The 16,057-nt window shown below is 72.3% G+C and carries 8 protein-coding genes; 4 read left to right on the forward strand and 4 right to left on the reverse strand.

Annotated features, from left to right (window positions below; genetic code table 11):
- Positions 1–12: 12 nt before the first annotated feature.
- Together fxsT (AAC944_RS24580) and fxsT (AAC944_RS24585) are read left to right on the forward strand one after the other, a co-directional pair.
- Positions 13–3,009, forward strand: a complete 2,997-nt coding sequence (fxsT, locus tag AAC944_RS24580) for an FxSxx-COOH system tetratricopeptide repeat protein (protein ID WP_030620954.1) — start codon at positions 13–15, stop codon at positions 3,007–3,009.
- A gap of 128 nt (positions 3,010–3,137) precedes the next feature.
- The gene (gene fxsT, locus AAC944_RS24585; RefSeq protein ID WP_051872176.1) at positions 3,138–5,927 is read left to right on the forward strand and encodes an FxSxx-COOH system tetratricopeptide repeat protein; all 2,790 of its coding nucleotides are present in this window, start codon (positions 3,138–3,140) and stop codon (positions 5,925–5,927) included.
- An 80-nt stretch (positions 5,928–6,007) separates the two neighbouring features.
- Here the strand turns inward: fxsT (AAC944_RS24585) and AAC944_RS24590 are convergent, their stop codons facing one another.
- From AAC944_RS24590 to AAC944_RS24605, 4 genes are all read right to left on the reverse strand, one after another.
- Positions 6,008–9,796 carry a multifunctional oxoglutarate decarboxylase/oxoglutarate dehydrogenase thiamine pyrophosphate-binding subunit/dihydrolipoyllysine-residue succinyltransferase subunit gene (locus AAC944_RS24590; protein WP_030620958.1) on the reverse strand — a complete coding sequence of 1,263 codons (3,789 nt, stop codon included), beginning with the start codon at positions 9,794–9,796 and terminating at the stop codon, positions 6,008–6,010.
- Positions 9,797–10,056: 260 nt separating this feature from the next.
- Positions 10,057–11,172, reverse strand: a complete 1,116-nt coding sequence (locus AAC944_RS24595; RefSeq protein WP_037772927.1) for a sensor histidine kinase — start codon at positions 11,170–11,172, stop codon at positions 10,057–10,059.
- On the reverse strand, positions 11,169–11,909 hold the full coding sequence (locus AAC944_RS24600; protein ID WP_030620961.1) for a response regulator transcription factor: 741 nt from the start codon (positions 11,907–11,909) through the stop codon (positions 11,169–11,171). The genes AAC944_RS24595 and AAC944_RS24600 overlap by 4 nt, the downstream gene beginning before the upstream one ends.
- A gap of 124 nt (positions 11,910–12,033) precedes the next feature.
- On the reverse strand, positions 12,034–12,729 hold the full coding sequence (locus AAC944_RS24605) for a spermidine synthase family protein (protein ID WP_030620964.1): 696 nt from the start codon (positions 12,727–12,729) through the stop codon (positions 12,034–12,036).
- Between the two features lie 197 nt (positions 12,730–12,926).
- Here AAC944_RS24605 and lon point away from each other — a divergent pair, with 197 nt between their 5' ends.
- Together lon and AAC944_RS24615 are read left to right on the forward strand one after the other, a co-directional pair.
- A complete protein-coding gene (lon, locus tag AAC944_RS24610; RefSeq protein ID WP_030620966.1) occupies positions 12,927–15,335 on the forward strand; it encodes an endopeptidase La in 2,409 nt (802 codons plus the stop codon).
- A gap of 134 nt (positions 15,336–15,469) precedes the next feature.
- Positions 15,470–16,057 (forward strand): Uma2 family endonuclease, encoded by a 588-nt coding sequence (locus tag AAC944_RS24615; RefSeq protein WP_030620968.1) that lies wholly within the window; start codon positions 15,470–15,472, stop codon positions 16,055–16,057.

Below are 16,057 nucleotides of genomic sequence, written 5' to 3' on the forward strand. Positions count from 1 at the left end.
GGAGTCGTTCGAATGCCCGCAGCGCGCAGGACCATCTCGCACGGAGGCCGGCCACCCGTCACGATCAGCTTCGCCGGCTTCAACCGCGCCTGGGCCGCCTGGATCGGCGACCGGCTGGAACGCCACGGCATGCGGGTCGCGTTCCAGCGCTGGGACCCCCGCGCCGGCACCCCGCTGGAGGACGCGCTGCGCGACCTCGCGCTCGCCGAGGGCACCGTCCTCATCGTGCTCAGCGACTGGTACATCCAGCTCGGCCCGCGCAGCCACGAGGAGTGGAACGCCGCGCTGCGCACGGTCGTCGCCGAGCGCCAGGACAAGTTCGCCGCGGTCTCCGTCACCACCAACGCGCTGCCCACCGCCACCGCCGTCTTCGGCGCCGCCGAACTGGCCGACGTCGGCGCGCGCGAGGCCGAGCGCCGGCTGCTGGCCCGGCTCGGCATCGAGGCCGACCCGCACGCCGACCCGGAGGAGGACGGCGAGGGCCCCCGCTACCCCCAGGAGCAGCCGCGCGTCTGGGGCGGCGTACCGCGCCGCAACACCCGCTTCACCGGCCGCGAGAACCTCCTCGCCGACGTCTACCACCGCCTCCAGCAGGCCGAGCGCGGCGCCGCCGTCTGCACGCTGTACGGCATGTCCGGCGTCGGCAAGACCCAGCTCGCCACCGAGTACGTCTACCGCTTCGGCTCCGAGTACGACGTGGTCTGGTGGGTCTCGGCGGGCGAGCGCACCCCCATGCGGCAGCGGCTGGCCGAACTGGCCCCCGCCCTGGGCCTCACGACCGGCCAGGAGTACGGCGAGCGGCTGCGCGCCGTCCGCGACGCGCTCCGCCGCGGCGAGCCGTACCACCGCTGGCTGCTCGTCCTGGACGGCGCCGACCAGCCCGAACACGTCGCCGACATGCTGCCCTCCGGGCCCGGCCACGTCCTGCTCACCTCGCAGAACCGCGAATGGGGCGAGCACAACAGCATGATGTTCGAAGTCCCCGTCTACACCCGCGAGGAGTCCATCGCCTTCGTCCGCCGCCGCGCCCCGCGCCTGGACCGCGAGGAGGCCGGCCGGCTGGCCGACGCGCTGGAGGACCTGCCGCTGCTGCTCGACCAGACCGCCGGCTGGCTCAGCGACTCCACGATGTCCGTCGACGAGTACATCGACCTGCTGGGCAGCGGCGTCGACGCCGAGGTCGTCCGGGTCGCCCACGACTTCCCGATGACCTACCAGACCTCCTGGTCGATACTGCAGAACCGCCTCAGCGAGGCCGTGCCCGCCTCCGTCGACCTGCTGCGGCTGTGCTCCTTCTTCCAGCCCGCCGCCATCCCCGTACGCCTCCTCCGCGAGCTCCCGCCCGGCGACCTGCCCGAAGAGCTCACCGGGCTGATGAACGACCCCCTGCTGTGGAACCAGGCCATCAGCAAGCTCCTCCAGTACTCCGTCGTCCGCATCGAGTCCCACGACGTCACCGCCGACGACGCCTCACCCGGCGGCGAGATCCTCTACATGCACCGCATGGTCCACCAGACCGTCCGCGCCCTGATGCCGGACCGGCAGCGGGAGGAGTACAGCCGGGTCGCCCAGCGCGCGCTGGCCGCCGCCGACCCGCTGCGCCCCACCGACACCCGGCTCTGGCCGCGCTTCGCCGAACTCGCCCAGCACCTCAAGGCCGCCGACGTCCTGGTGAGCCAGGACCCCGACGTCCAGAACCTGGTCCTGAACGTCCTGCGCTACATGTACCTCTCCGGCGAGTACCGCGCCGGGCTCAAGCTCGCCGAACGGGCCCTCGCCGCCTGGCGGGAGATGCTCGGCGACACCCACCCGCGGATCTGGGACCTCAGCTACCACTACGCCAACCTGCTCCGCGCCACCGGCGACTACGCCGCCTGCGAAGCGCTGGACCGCATCGTCCTGGACCACCTGCGCGACACCCAGGGGCCACGCGACCTGGACACCCTGCGCGCCGCCAACGGGCTCGCCGCCGACCTGCGCGGCCTCGCCCGCTACGAAGAGGCACTGGAGCTGTCCACCCAGGTCCTCCAGGGCTACACCGAACTGGTCGGCGAACAGGACTCGCGCACCCTCAACGCACAGAACAACCTCGCCGTCTCGCTCCGCCTCCTCGGCCGCTACACCGAGTCCCTGGCGCTGAACCGCCGCACCCTGGAGGCCCGCCGCGAGCTGCTGCGCCCGCGCCACAACTGGTCCCTCTTCTCCGAGATCCACGTCGCCACCGACCTGCGGCTGCTCGGCCGGTACGCCGAGGCGACCTCGGTGCAGGAGCACAGCGCCCGGGTGCACCGCATCGTGATGGGCAACGACAACCCCCAGACGCTGCGCGCCGAGCACAACCTCGGGCTCTGTTACTACCGTTCCGGCGACCGCGGCAAGGCCGGCCGGCTGCTGGGCCGGGTCCTGGAGCGCTGCGAACGGGTGCTGGGCGAGGCCGACCCGCTCACCCTGATGGTCGGCGTCAGCTACTCCTGCTTCGCCCGCGAGCACGGCAGCCTGGACCAGGCCCGGGACATCGGCGAGCAGGTCACCGAGCGGTACCGCTTCCAGCTGGGCGCGGCCCACCCGTACGCGATCGGCGCGCAGGCCAACCACGCGCTGGTGCTGCGCGCCGCGGGCGAGCGGCAGCAGGCCCTGCTGCTGACGGAGGAGGCGCTGGACGGGATGCGCCGGGCCGTCGGCCCCGACCACCCCTGGACGCTGGGGTGCGCGCTGAACGCCGCCGCAGCGCGCAACTTCGCCGGCGACCCGGAGAGCGCGGCGGAGCTCGGCCGGGACACCGTCGCCCGGGCCACCGCCACCCTCGGCCTGCGCCACCCGCTGACCCTCTCCAGCCAGGTCGCGCTCGCCGCGGACCTGCGCGGCCTGCGCAAACGCCAGGAGGCCGACAAGCTGGAGGACGAGGCGCTGACCGCCCTGAGCACGGTACTGGGCCCGCAGCACGTCCACACCGTCTCCGCCCGCGCCCGCACCCGGCCCTACTGGGACTTCGAACCGCAGACCACCTGAGAGCCCGCGTCCTCACCCCGGCCGGGCGCCCGCGCACTCGGCCGGAATCCGCTCGCGGCGGCCGGGCACTGTGGGATACGGAAGAACCGGGCCGTACCGACGGTCCCTTCACAGGAGAGCAGGACCGTATGGGGCAGCCGGCGGAGTCGACGTTCCCGCAGCGGCCGACGGGCGCCACCGCCCGGGTCCCGCGGCCCGCCCGGCCGGTGCGCCCGGGGCCGCCGCCCGGCCCGCGGATCACCGTCAGCGTCGCCGGGGACAGCCGTGCCTGGGGCGACTGGATCGCCGACCGCCTCGAACGCCACGGGCTGCGCGCCCCGCTGCACCATTGGGACCCGCCCGCCGCCATGGAACTGCGGTCCGCGCTCGCCGGCCTCACCCTCTCCGGCGGCCGGATACTCCTCGTCTTCAGCGCCGGCTACTTCCAGCCGGGCGTCCGCACCGGCCAGGAATGGGACACCGCGCTCGCCGCCGTCACCGCGGCCCACCCCGGCCGCTTCACCGCCGTCTCCGTCACCGACCCCGGCAACCTCCCGGCCGGCGCCGCTGCGCTCGGCCCCGCCCAGCTCACCGAGGCCGGCGCGCACCACGCCGAACGCCTCCTGCTGCGCCGCCTCGGCCTCCCGGACACCCCGGCACCCGGCACCGGCGGCCCGCGCTTCCCGCTGGACGCCCCCGCCGTCTGGGGCGGCGTGCCGCGCCGCAACCCGCGCTTCACCGGCCGCGCCGCGCTCCTCGCCCTCATCCACCGCCGCCTGGAGCGCTCCGTACGCGGCGCCGCCGTCTGCACCCTGCTGGGCATGGCGGGCGTCGGCAAGACCCAGCTGGCCGCCGAGTACGTGCACCGTTTCGCGACCGAGTACGACGTGGTGTGGTGGGTCAACGCGAGCGACGGCGACCGGGCCCGGCGCAAGATGGCGGCGCTCGCCCCCGAACTGGGGCTGCGCACCCGCCCGGAGGAGCGGCTGGGCGCCGTCGTCGACGCGCTGCGCCGCGGCGAGCCGTACCGCCGCTGGCTGCTCGTCCTGGACGGCGCCGACGACCCGGCGGACGTGGCGGCGCTGCTGCCCAGCGGCTCGGGCCACGTCGTGATCACCTCCCGCAACCGCTCCTGGGACACCTACAACACCCTCCTCCTCCCGGTCCCCGTCTTCGACCGCCCGGAGAGCGTCGCCTTCGTACGCCGCCGCGCCCCGCGCCTGGACGCGGCCGACGCCGGCCGGCTGGCCGCCGCGCTGGAGGATTTGCCGCTCCTCCTCGACCAGACGGCGGGCTGGCTCAACGACTCCGACATGAGCGTCGGCCACTACCTGCGCCTGCTGGAGGGCGGCATCGGGGACGCCCGTACGGTCGTCGCCGACGACTTCCCGATGACCTTCGCAGCGGCCTGGACCGCCCTGCTGGACCGCATCGCCGAGACCGCGCCGGACGCCGCCGAGCTGCTGCGGCTGTGCGCCGTCCTCGCGCCCGGCACCGTACCGGTCGCCCTGCTCGGCCGGATCCGCGGCGACTTCGCCCCGGTGACCGGCGAACCGCGGCGGCTCCAGGACGCCCTGCGGCTGCTCGCCCGCTACTCCGTCGTGGACGCGACGGAGACCGCGGACGGCACCGAGGTGGAGAGCGTCCACCTGCACCGCATGGTCCGCCTCCTGGTCCGCGAGGGCATCCCGGCCCAGGAGCGGGAGCGGTACGCCCGTGCCGTACGCGCCGGGCTCGCCGCCGCCGACCCCGGCCGCCCCGACGAACCCGCCCACTGGCCCGCGTACGCCACGCTGCTGCCGCATCTGCTGCCCGCCGGCGCGCTGGACGCCGACCCCGCGGAGACCGCGGGACCGGTACTGAACTGCCTGCGCTACGCCTACCTCACCGGCGCCCAGGACACCGGCCTGGCCCTCGCCCGGCGCGCGGACCACACCTGGCGGCAGCTGCTGCCCGAGGACCACCCACGCCGGCTGGACCTGCTCCACGAGCACGCCAACCTGCTGCGCGCCACCGGGCAGTACGCGGCCTGCGAGACGCTGGACCGGCCCGCGCTGGAGCGGCTGCTGGGCCGGCGCGGCACCCCGGACGCCGAGATCCTGCGGACCGCCGCCGGGCTCGCCGCCGACCTCCGCGGCCTCGCCCGCTTCCAGGAGGCGCTGGAACTCTCCCGGTACGTCCTGGACGGCAGCCGGCAGACCTTCGGCGAACGCGAGGCCCGCACCCTCGCCGCGCAGAACAACCTCGCGGTCTCCCTGCGGCTGCTCGGCGCCTACGACCAGGCCCTGGAACTGGACCTGCTCACCCTGCGGGCGCGCCGCCAGATCCTCCCGCCGGACCATCCCTGGACGCTCTACTCCGAGCTGCACTACGCCACGGGGCTGCGGCTCACCGGCCGCGTCGACATGGCGCTGGAGGTCCAGGAACGGAACGCGCGCGCTCACCACCGGCTCCTCGGCGCCGACCACCCCCAGACGCTGCGCGCCGCGCACGGCCTCGCCCTGTGCCGCCGGGGTGCGGGCCAGGGGGAGCGGGCCCGGCAGGGCATGGAGGCGCTGCTGGAGCGGTCGGTGCGGCTGCTGGGCCGCCGGGACCCGCTCACCTTGATGATCGCGGCCGGGTTCGGCTGCCTGGAGCGTGAGTCCGGCGATCCGGAACGGGCCCTGGCCTCGGCCGAGCGTACCTACGCCGGCTACCGCGACCTGCTCGGTCCCACCCACCCGTACACCGTCGGCAGCGACGCCAACCACGCCCTGGCGCTGCTCGCGGCCGGCGACCGCGAGGCGGCCCTGGGCGCCCTCTCCCGCGCCCTGCCCGCCATGGAGATCGCCGTGGGCCCCGGCCACCCGTGGACCCTGGACCTGGCGCACAACACCCGTTCCACCGAGGCGGACCTGCCGCCGTACCAGCTGCGCGACTTCGAACCGCTGACGATCTGACAGCTCGCACACGAAGGGCGGGGCCCCACCGAATCGCTTCGGTGGGGCCCCGCCCTTTCAGGTGCCGGGGAGCCGGTGGCTCAGGCGTCGAACGCCTCGGCGATGAGCTGGGCCTGCTCCGCCTGGTGGCGCTTGGCGGAGCCGACGGCCGGCGACGAGGAGTGCGGCCGCGAGATGCGGCGCAGCCGCTCGCCGTGCGGGATGTCGGCACCGACCGCCAGGTCCAGGTGGTCGATCAGGTTCAGGCCGAGGAACGGCCAGGCGCCCTGGTTGGCGGGCTCCTCCTGGACCCACAGGTACTTGCCGGCGTTCGGGAACTTGGCGATCTCCGCCTGGAGCTCCTTGCCGGGCAGCGGGTACAGCCGCTCGATGCGGAGGAGGGCGACGTCGTCGGCGCCGCGCTTCTCCCGCTCCGCCTCCAGGTCGTAGTAGACCTTGCCGGAGCAGAACATGACCTTCCGCACGGCGTTCGGGTCGACCGTGCTGTCGCCGATCACCGGGCGGAAGCCGCCGGTGGTGAACTCCTCCGTCTTCGACGCCGCGGCCTTCAGACGCAGCATCGACTTCGGGGTGAAGACGACCAGCGGCTTGTGGTGCGGGTTGTGCACCTGCCAGCGCAGCAGGTGGAAGTAGTTGGAGGGGAGCGTCGGCATCGCGACGGTCATGTTGTTCTGCGCGCACAGCTGCAGGAACCGCTCGATGCGGGCCGAGGAGTGGTCCGGGCCCTGGCCCTCGTAGCCGTGCGGCAGGAGCAGGGTGACGCCGGAGGTCTGGCCCCACTTCTGCTCGGCGGAGGAGATGAACTCGTCCACGACGGTCTGCGCGCCGTTGACGAAGTCACCGAACTGCGCCTCCCACATGACCAGCGCTTCCGGCCGGGCGAGGGAGTAGCCGTACTCGAAGCCCATCGCCGCGTACTCGCTGAGCAGCGAGTCGTAGACGTTGAAGCGGGCCTGGTCCTCGGAGAGGTACAGCAGCGGCGTGTAGTCGTTGCCGGTCTCGCGGTCGATGAGGACCGCGTGGCGCTGGCCGAAGGTGCCGCGGCGGGAGTCCTGGCCGGCGAGCCGGACCGGGGTGCCCTCCATGAGCAGCGAACCGATGGCCAGGGTCTCGCCCATGCCCCAGTCGATCGTGCCGTCCTCGACCATGGCCGCGCGGCGCTGCAGCTGGGGCAGCAGACGCGGGTGGACGGTGACCCGCTCGGGGATGTTGACCTGGGACTCGGCGATCCGCTTGACGACCTCCTGGGAGACCGCGGTGTCCACGTGGACCGGGAACTCGGCCTGCGGCTGCGGCACCTCGGGCGCCGCCGGGGTCGTGGTGGCCTCGCGGACCTCCGTGAAGACCTTCTCCAGCTGGCCCTGGAAGTCCTGCAGCGCCTGCTCGGCCTCCTCCAGCGTGATGTCGCCGCGACCGATGAGGGACTCGGTGTAGAGCTTGCGCACCGAGCGCTTCTTGTCGATCAGGTCGTACATCAGCGGCTGGGTGAAGGCCGGGTTGTCCGACTCGTTGTGGCCGCGGCGGCGGTAGCAGATCAGGTCGATGACGACGTCCTTGTTGAACGCCTGGCGGAACTCGAAGGCCAGACGCGCGACGCGCACCACGGCCTCCGGGTCGTCACCGTTCACGTGGAAGATCGGCGCCTCGATCATGCGGGCCACGTCGGTGGCGTACATGGAGGAGCGGGCCGACTCCGGCGCGGCGGTGAAGCCGACCTGGTTGTTGATGACGATGTGGACCGTGCCGCCGGTGCGGTAGCCGCGCAGCTGCGACATGTTCAGCGTCTCGGCGACCACGCCCTGGCCGGCGAACGCGGCGTCACCGTGCAGCTGGACGGGGAGGACGGTGAAGTCCGTGCCGCCCTTGCCGATGATGTCCTGCTTGGCGCGGGCGACACCCTCGACGACCGGGTCGACGGCCTCCAGGTGGGAGGGGTTGGCGGTGAGCGAGACCTTGATCTGCTCGCCGTCCAGGCCGGTGAAGGTGCCCTCGGCGCCCAGGTGGTACTTCACGTCGCCGGAGCCGTGCATCGACTTCGGGTCGAGGTTGCCCTCGAACTCCCGGAAGATCTGCGCGTAGGACTTGCCGACGATGTTGGCGAGGACGTTCAGCCGGCCGCGGTGGGCCATGCCGATGACGACCTCGTCCAGCCGGGACTCGGCGGCGGAGTCGATGACCGCGTCCAGCATCGGGATGACGGACTCGCCGCCCTCCAGCGAGAAGCGCTTCTGGCCGACGTACTTCGTCTGCAGGAAGGTCTCGAAGGCCTCGGCGGAGTTCAGGCGGCGCAGGATGCGCAGCTGCTCGTCGCGCTCCGGCGGGGTGTGCGGGCGCTCCAGGCGGTCCTGCAGCCACTTGCGCTGCTTGGGGTCCTGGATGTGCATGTACTCGATGCCGGTGGTGCGGCAGTACGAGTCGCGCAGCACGCCGAGGATGTCGCGGAGCTTCATCATCGACTTGCCGGAGAAGCCGCCGACCGCGAACTCCCGCTCCAGGTCCCACAGGGTGAGGCCGTGCTCGGTGATGTCCAGGTCGGCGTGCTTGCGCTGCTTGTACTCCAGCGGGTCGGTGTCGGCCATGACGTGGCCGCGCACCCGGTACGCGTGGATCAGGTCGAAGACCCGGGCCGCCTTGGACACGTCGTCGTCGTGGCTGACGTCGATGTCCTTCAGCCAGCGGACCGGCTCGTACGGAATCCGCAGCGACTTGAAGATGTCGTCGAAGAAGTCGTTCTCGCCGAGCAGCAGCTGGCTCATGATGCGCAGGAACTCGCCGGAGGCGGCACCCTGGATCACGCGGTGGTCGTACGTGCTGGTCAGCGTCATGACCTTGGAGATGCCCAGCTTGTTCAGGGTGTCCTGGGAGGTGCCCTGGAACTCGGCCGGGTAGTCCATCGCGCCGACGCCGACGATGAGGCCCTGGCCGGGCATCAGGCGCGGCACGGAGTGCACGGTGCCGATGCCGCCGGGGTTGGTCAGCGACGCGGTGACGCCGGTGAAGTCCTCCATCGTCAGCTTGCCGACCCGGGCGCGGCGGACGATGTCCTCGTACGCCTGCCAGAACTCGAAGAAGCTGAGCGTCTCGGCCTTCTTGATGGCCGCGACGACGAGCTGGCGGTCGCCGTTCGGCTTCACCAGGTCGATGGCCAGACCGAGGTTCACGTGGTCCGGCTTGACCAGGGTGGGCTTGCCGTCCTTCTCGGCGAACGAGTAGTTCATCGAGGGCATCGCCTTGAGCGCCTGCACCATGGCGTACCCGATGAGGTGGGTGAAGGAGACCTTCCCCCCGCGGGCGCGCTTGAGGTGGTTGTTCATGACGATGCGGTTGTCGAACAGCAGCTTCACGGGGACCGCGCGCACGGACGTGGCCGTGGGCAGCTCCAGCGAGGCGTTCATGTTCTTCGCCACGGCGGCGGAGGGGCCACGCAGGGTGACGTACTCCGGGCCCTCAGGCGCCTCGGCGGCCGGCTTGGCGTCCGCCTTCGGGGCGGGCTTGGCCGCCGCGGGCTTGGCTTCAGCCTTCGCCGGCGCGGGCTGCGCGGCGGCGGGCTTGGCCTCGGCGGGCTTCGCTGCGGGGGCCGCCGAGGGCTTCGCCGGGGCGGCGGCCGCGGGCTTGGCCTCGGCCTTCGCCGGGGCGGGGGCCGCGGGCTCGGCCTCGTCGGCCGGGGTGCCCGACGTGACCGGGGCGCCCGGCTTGTAGTCGGCGAAGAAGTCCCACCAGGCTCGGTCTACCGAGTTCGGGTCCTGGAGGTACTGCTGGTAGATCTCGTCGACGAGCCACTCGTTCGCACCGAATCCGGCTGCAGGGTTCTTACCCTGCCCGTCTTGGTCGGTCGAGGCACTCGAAGTGTTGGGGGACTGTGGCGACACGGCGGCAACCGCCCTCTTCCGCTTCCTAAAGGTGGTGGACAGCGGGAATAAAGGCTACGCCTCTGTCGACCGATGCTGCAGTCCGGGAGGGGTACTCGTCGCGCACGTCACATTTGGCGGCGGGTTTCGGGGAACGAGTTGGCGGGAAACATGCGTAGTTCGCTCGCGCCTGGGTAGGAGGTATCGCCATCGCGCCCCCGGCGGGACCACGGGGAACACCCGAAGGAGTGGTTCCGCCACCGACCCTACGTCACCGGGCGTCAAATTCCGGGCTGACCGGTCCCCGGAAGGGTGACGCGGATACGGCAGCCACGCGGGGATTCGGCCACTCCTATGCGCCCGCCGTGCAGATCCACCGCCCAGCGCGCGATCGCCAGGCCCAGCCCCGTACCGCCGTCGCTGCCCGGACCGGACGGTGCAGGGCCGCCGCGGTTGAACCGCTCGAACACCCGGTGCCGCTCGGACTCCGGGATGCCGGGCCCCTCGTCCTGGACCTCCAGGACCAGGCTGCCCGCGCCCTCGCCGCGGCGCGCCCGTACGGTCACCCGGCCGTGCGGCGGGCTGTGCTTGATGCCGTTGTCGATCAGGTTGGCGACGACCTGGTGCAGCCGCTCGGCGTCCGCGTGCGCGGTCAGCTCCGGCGGCGAGACGTCCAGATGGAGGTGGACGTCCGTACGGCTGTGGTGGGTGGAGCCGATGGCCAGGGTGGAGGCGCTGCGGCTCATGTTGGCCTCCTTCAGCACCCCGGAGAGGTACGGCCAGACCTCGAAGCGACGGGCGTGCAGCGGGATGACGCCGTTGTCCAGCCGCGAGAGGTCCAGCAGGTGCTCGACCAGCCGGCCCAGCCGCTCGGTCTGCCGCAGTGCGGTGCGCATCGTCTCCGGATCGGCCTCGGAGACCCCGTCGACGACGTTCTCCAGCACGGCGCGCAGCGCGGCGATCGGGGTGCGCAGCTCGTGCGAGACGTTGGCGACCAGCTCTTTGCGATGGGTGTCCACCGCTTCGAGGTCGGCGGCCATCCGGTTGAAGGCCTCGGCCAGCTCGCCGAACTCGTCCCGCCGGCTGCCGCGCACCCGCCGGGTGTAGTCACCGGCGGCCATCGCCCGGGTCACGTCCGTCATCTCGTCCAGCGGGGCCGTCAGGCCCTGCGCGACGAACTGGGTGATCAACAGCGAGGCGATGATCGAGAAGACCGTGATGACCCGCAGCTCCGTCGCCGAGTGGAACGCGACGAGCACCAGCAGGGTCGTGATGATCACCGAAACGGTGACCAGCGCGCCGAGCGCCGCCTTGACCGACCGGTACGGATCGAGCGGGCGCATGGCCTCCCAGGCGCGCTGCCAGAGCTCACGTGCCAGGGGTCGGAGCGACCTCATGCCGGCGGGGTCTCCAGCGCGTACCCGACGCCGTGGACCGTGCGGATGCGCTCGGCGCCGATCTTCCGGCGCAGCGCCTTGATGTGGCTGTCGACCGTACGGGTGCCGGAGGCGTCCGCCCAGTCCCAGACCTCGGCGAGCAGCTGCTCACGGGAGAGGACGGCGCGCGGGGTGTTGGCGAGGCAGACCAGCAGGTCGAACTCGGTGGGGGTGAGGTGCACGTCGGCGCCGCGTACCCGGACCCGCCGCTGCGCGTGGTCGATCTCCAGTTCACCCAGGCGCAGGATGCCGCTGCGCGGGGTGTGCGCGGCGAGCGCGGCCCGCTCGACCCGGCGCAGCAGGACGTGCACCCGGGCGGCCAGCTCCCGCATGGAGAACGGTTTGGTCATGTAGTCGTCGGCGCCGACGCCGAGACCGACCAGCATGTCCGTCTCGTCGTCCCGCGCGGTGAGCATCATCACCGGGACCGGCCGCTGGGCCTGCACCCGGCGGCACACCTCCAGGCCGTCGAAGCCCGGCAGCATGATGTCGAGGACGAGCAGGTCGGGCTGCCAGGCCTCGGCGGTGTCCACGGCGGACGGGCCGTCGCCGGCCGTCTGCACCTGGAAGCCCTCGGCGCGCAGCCGGGCCGCGATGGCGTCCACGATCGTCGGGTCGTCCTCGACGACGAGCACCCGCCGCTGCGCGCCCGGAGTGGCCGCCGCCGCGGCGCCCTGGGTGGTCTGAGTCTGGTCCATCGCCCGCCCCTGAATTTCCCCGTGCGTGGTCGCGTTCTGACTGGCTGTGCCGACCCGCTGACCGGTTGTACCGGCTGGTCGCACAGTGCTTGGCAGCAGCGTAAAGGCACGATGTGACCCGCGGCTACGCGCGTTTCCTCGCGAGGTGGACCACGTCGGGGACGCCTCGGACAACGGGGATCTCTTCGGTGCGAACCTCGCTGAACCCGGCATTCCGGAGAGCGGATTCGAAGGCCGGGGAGGGCTGCGCCGACCATACGGCGAGCACTCCGCCCGGCGTCAGCCGGTCCCGGCAGGCGGCCAGGCCGGCCGGCGAGTAGAGCCCGCCGTTGTCCTCGGTGACGGTCCAGCCGGGGCCGTTGTCGATGTCCAGGCAGAGCGCGTCGTAGGTCTCCGTGCCCGCCCCCTCGTGGACGTACGCCACCAGGTCGGCCTGGACGATCTCGGTGCGCGGGTCGGCCAGCGCCGGGCCCGAGACCGCGTCCAGCGGTCCGTCGCGGTGCCAGCCGACGACCGCGCCCTCGCGCTCGACGACCGTGATCCGGCCCCAGCGCGGCTCCTCGGCGGCGCGCACCAGCGAGAAGCCGACGCCGAGCCCGCCGATCAGTACGGACGGCCGCGTGCGGTCACCGGGCAGGGCGGCGAGCGCGGCGTCGACCAGCAGCCGCTCCGACCGGCCGTCCGAGGTGTCCATCAGGAAGCAGCCGTTGGCGATGATCTCGAAGTGCGGGCCCCGCCGCCGCAGCACCACCTCCCCGTACGGCCCGTCCCGGCGCTCCACCGTGACGGGCGCCTCGTCGGTTGCGTAGGGGGCTGGCATGGGTGCGGTCCTCCGGGGCCGGGGGCTGCAGGGCGCCCCCACCTTACGAGCCCGCCCACCCTGGCCGCCGGACCTCGGAGAGGCCTGGGCGGCCCCGCCCGCGTCTGATCGCTCACAGCGAACAAGGCCCGGGGAACAATCTTCGGCTCATGAGCATTGAGTGAGTACAGCTCAACTTGCCTGCCGAAGGGGAGATCATGGCTTCGACGTCCACACCGCTCACCCTGCCCGTGCTGCCCCTCGACGACGAGGTCGTGCTGCCCGGCATGGTGGTGCCGCTGGACCTGTCCGACGCGGACGTACGCGCCGCGGTGGAGGCCGCACAGGCCGCCGCCTCACCCGGTAACAAGCCACGGGTGCTGCTCGTTCCACGAGTCGACGGCACTTACGCCGGTATCGGCACGCTCGGCAAGGTCGAGCAGGTCGGCCGGCTGTCCGACGGCGACCCCGGCGCGCTCATCCGCGGCCTGGGCCGTGTGAAGATCGGCTCCGGGACGACCGGCCCCGGCGCGGCCCTGTGGGTGGAGGGCACCACGGTCGAGGAGACCGTGCCCGACCCGCTGCCCGGCCACGTCACCGAGCTGGTCAAGGAGTACAAGGCGCTGGCCACCAGCTGGCTGCGCAAGCGCGGCGCCTGGCAGGTCGTGGACCGCGTCCAGCAGATCGAGGACGTCGCGCAGCTCGCCGACAACTCCGGCTACTCGCCCTTCCTGACCACCGAGCAGAAGGTGCGCCTCCTGGAGACCACCGACCCGGTGGCCCGCCTGAAGGACGCGACCGAGGCGCTCCGCGAGCACCTCGCCGAGCAGGACGTCGCGGAGTCCATCGCCAAGGACGTCCAGGAGGGCGTCGACAAGCAGCAGCGCGAGTTCCTGCTCCGCCGCCAGCTGGAGGCCGTCCGCAAGGAGCTGGCCGAGCTGAACGGCGACCCGGACGACGAGAGCGACGACTACCGCGCCCGTGTCGAGGCCGCCGACCTGCCCGAGGACGTCCGCAAGGCCGCCCTCAAGGAGGTCGACAAGCTGGAGCGGTCCAGCGACCAGAGCCCCGAGGGCTCCTGGATCCGCACCTGGCTGGACACCGTCCTGGAGCTGCCGTGGAACGAGCGCACCGAGGACGCGTACGACATCAAGGGCGCCCGCGCCGTCCTGGACGCGGACCACGCGGGCCTGGACGACGTCAAGGAGCGCATCACCGAGTACCTGGCCGTCCGCAAGCGCCGCGCGGACCGCGGCCTCGGCCTCGTCGGCGGCCGCCGCGGCGGCGCCGTCCTCGCGCTCACCGGCCCGCCCGGCGTCGGCAAGACCTCCCTCGGCGAGTCCGTCGCCCGCGCCATGGGCCGCAAGTTCGTCCGCGTCGCGCTCGGCGGCGTCCGGGACGAGGCGGAGATCCGCGGCCACCGCCGTACGTACGTCGGCGCGCTGCCCGGCCGTATCGTCCGCGCCATCAAGGAGGCCGGCTCCATGAACCCGGTCGTCCTCCTCGACGAGATCGACAAGGTCGGCTCCGACTTCCGCGGCGACCCGGCCGCGGCGCTCCTCGAAGTGCTCGACCCGGCCCAGAACCACACCTTCCGCGACCACTACCTGGAGGTCGAGCTCGACCTCTCCGACGTGGTCTTCCTCGCCACGGCCAACGTCCTGGAAGCGATCCCGGAGCCCCTCCTGGACCGTATGGACCTGGTCCGGCTGGACGGCTACACCGAGGACGAGAAGGTCACCATCGCCCGTGACCACCTGCTCCCGCGCCAGCTGGAGAAGGCGGGCCTGGAGACCGGCGAGGTCGTCATCGAGGACGCCGCGCTGCGCAAGCTCGCCGGCGAGTACACCCGCGAGGCGGGCGTACGGAACCTGGAGCGCGCCATCGCCCGGCTGCTCCGCAAGATCGCGGCCCAGCACGAGCTGGGCGAGCGCGAGCTGCCCTTCACGGTCGGCACGGACGAGCTGCGCCCGCTCATCGGGCGGCCGCACCACGTCCCCGAGTCCGCGCAGGACCCGGAGGAGCGGCGCACCGCCGTGCCGGGTGTGGTCACCGGCCTGGCCGTGACCGGAGCGGGCGGTGACGTCCTCTACGTCGAGGCGTCCCTCGCCGACCCGGAGACCGGCGGGTCCGGCCTCCAGCTCACCGGCCAGCTCGGCGACGTGATGAAGGAGTCGGCGCACATCGCCCTCTCCTTCCTCCGCTCGCACGGCGCGGAGCTGGAGCTGCCCGTCGGCGACCTGAAGGACCGCGGCGTGCACCTGCACGTCCCGGCGGGCGCGGTGCCGAAGGACGGCCCGAGCGCGGGCATCACCATGACCACGGCCCTGGCCTCGCTCCTCAGCGGGCGTCAGGTCAGGCCCGACGTGGCCATGACCGGCGAGGTCTCCCTCACCGGCCGCGTCCTGCCCATCGGCGGCGTCAAGCAGAAGCTCCTCGCGGCGCACCGCGCGGGCATCACGACCGTCGTGATCCCCAAGCGCAACGAGGCCGACCTGGACGACGTCCCCGCCGAGATCCTGGAGAAGCTCGACGTCCACCCGGTCTCCGACGTCCGCCAGGTCCTGGAACTGGCCCTGACCCCGGCGTCGGCCCCGGCGTCGCCGGAGGTGCCGGTGGCGGCGTGACGGCCGCGGACCGGTGACGCCGGCCCGGAACCCCGCCACGCGGGGTTCCGGGCCGTGCGTGTGTCCTGGTCACCGTGCGTATCGTTGTACTGCGCGGCTGCTCGCAATCCGCGGCAGCGGGGAGGAGCGGCACGGTGACCATCGCACCGATCGACAGGACCGACATGGCCGACATCGACAAGCAGTACTTGGACGAGGTGTTCGAGTTTCTGTACGGCGGCATCCCCGAGGGGTTCAGGGCAGAGGTCGTCGAGGGGGCCGTCCAGATGTCGCCGCAGAGGGATACGCACTCGAACATCATCAAGCATGTGCTGTTGCAGATGGGGGCTCGCTTCGGTCCGGACAGCGAGATCATGATGGATGTCCGCCTGGATCTGCCGGGATACCGCAACGGTTTCTGCCCCGACATCTTCAAGCTCTCGGACGACGCGAAGAAGGATGAGAAGGGACGCTGGCGCTACCAGGATGTCGAGTTCGTCCTCGAAGTGATCTCACGCGAGACAGCCCGCAACGACTACGGCAAGAAGAAGGACGCCTACGCCGCCGGTGAGGTGCCCGTTTACCTGATCGCGGACCCGTACACCGGCAAGTGCCATCTCTTCACCAGGCCGGAGGACGGTGCGTATCAGAGCAAGTCGTCCTCGGCCTTCGGCGAGCCGGTCGACCTGACCGACACGGTCCTCGGCATGACCCTGGCAACGGACAGGTTCCCCCGCGACTGA

The organism is Streptomyces sclerotialus (assembly GCF_040907265.1).
Classification (GTDB): domain Bacteria; phylum Actinomycetota; class Actinomycetes; order Streptomycetales; family Streptomycetaceae; genus Streptomyces; species Streptomyces sclerotialus.

Coding starts and splice junctions, on each gene's coding strand:
- lon (WP_030620966.1), top strand. CDS start 12,927: ATGGCTTCGACGTCCACACCGCTCACCCTGCCCGTGCTGCCCCTCGAC.
- AAC944_RS24605 (WP_030620964.1), bottom strand. CDS start 12,729: ATGCCAGCCCCCTACGCAACCGACGAGGCGCCCGTCACGGTGGAGCGC.
- fxsT (WP_030620954.1), top strand. CDS start 13: ATGCCCGCAGCGCGCAGGACCATCTCGCACGGAGGCCGGCCACCCGTC.
- AAC944_RS24600 (WP_030620961.1), bottom strand. CDS start 11,909: ATGGACCAGACTCAGACCACCCAGGGCGCCGCGGCGGCGGCCACTCCG.
- fxsT (WP_051872176.1), top strand. CDS start 3,138: ATGGGGCAGCCGGCGGAGTCGACGTTCCCGCAGCGGCCGACGGGCGCC.
- AAC944_RS24595 (WP_037772927.1), bottom strand. CDS start 11,172: ATGAGGTCGCTCCGACCCCTGGCACGTGAGCTCTGGCAGCGCGCCTGG.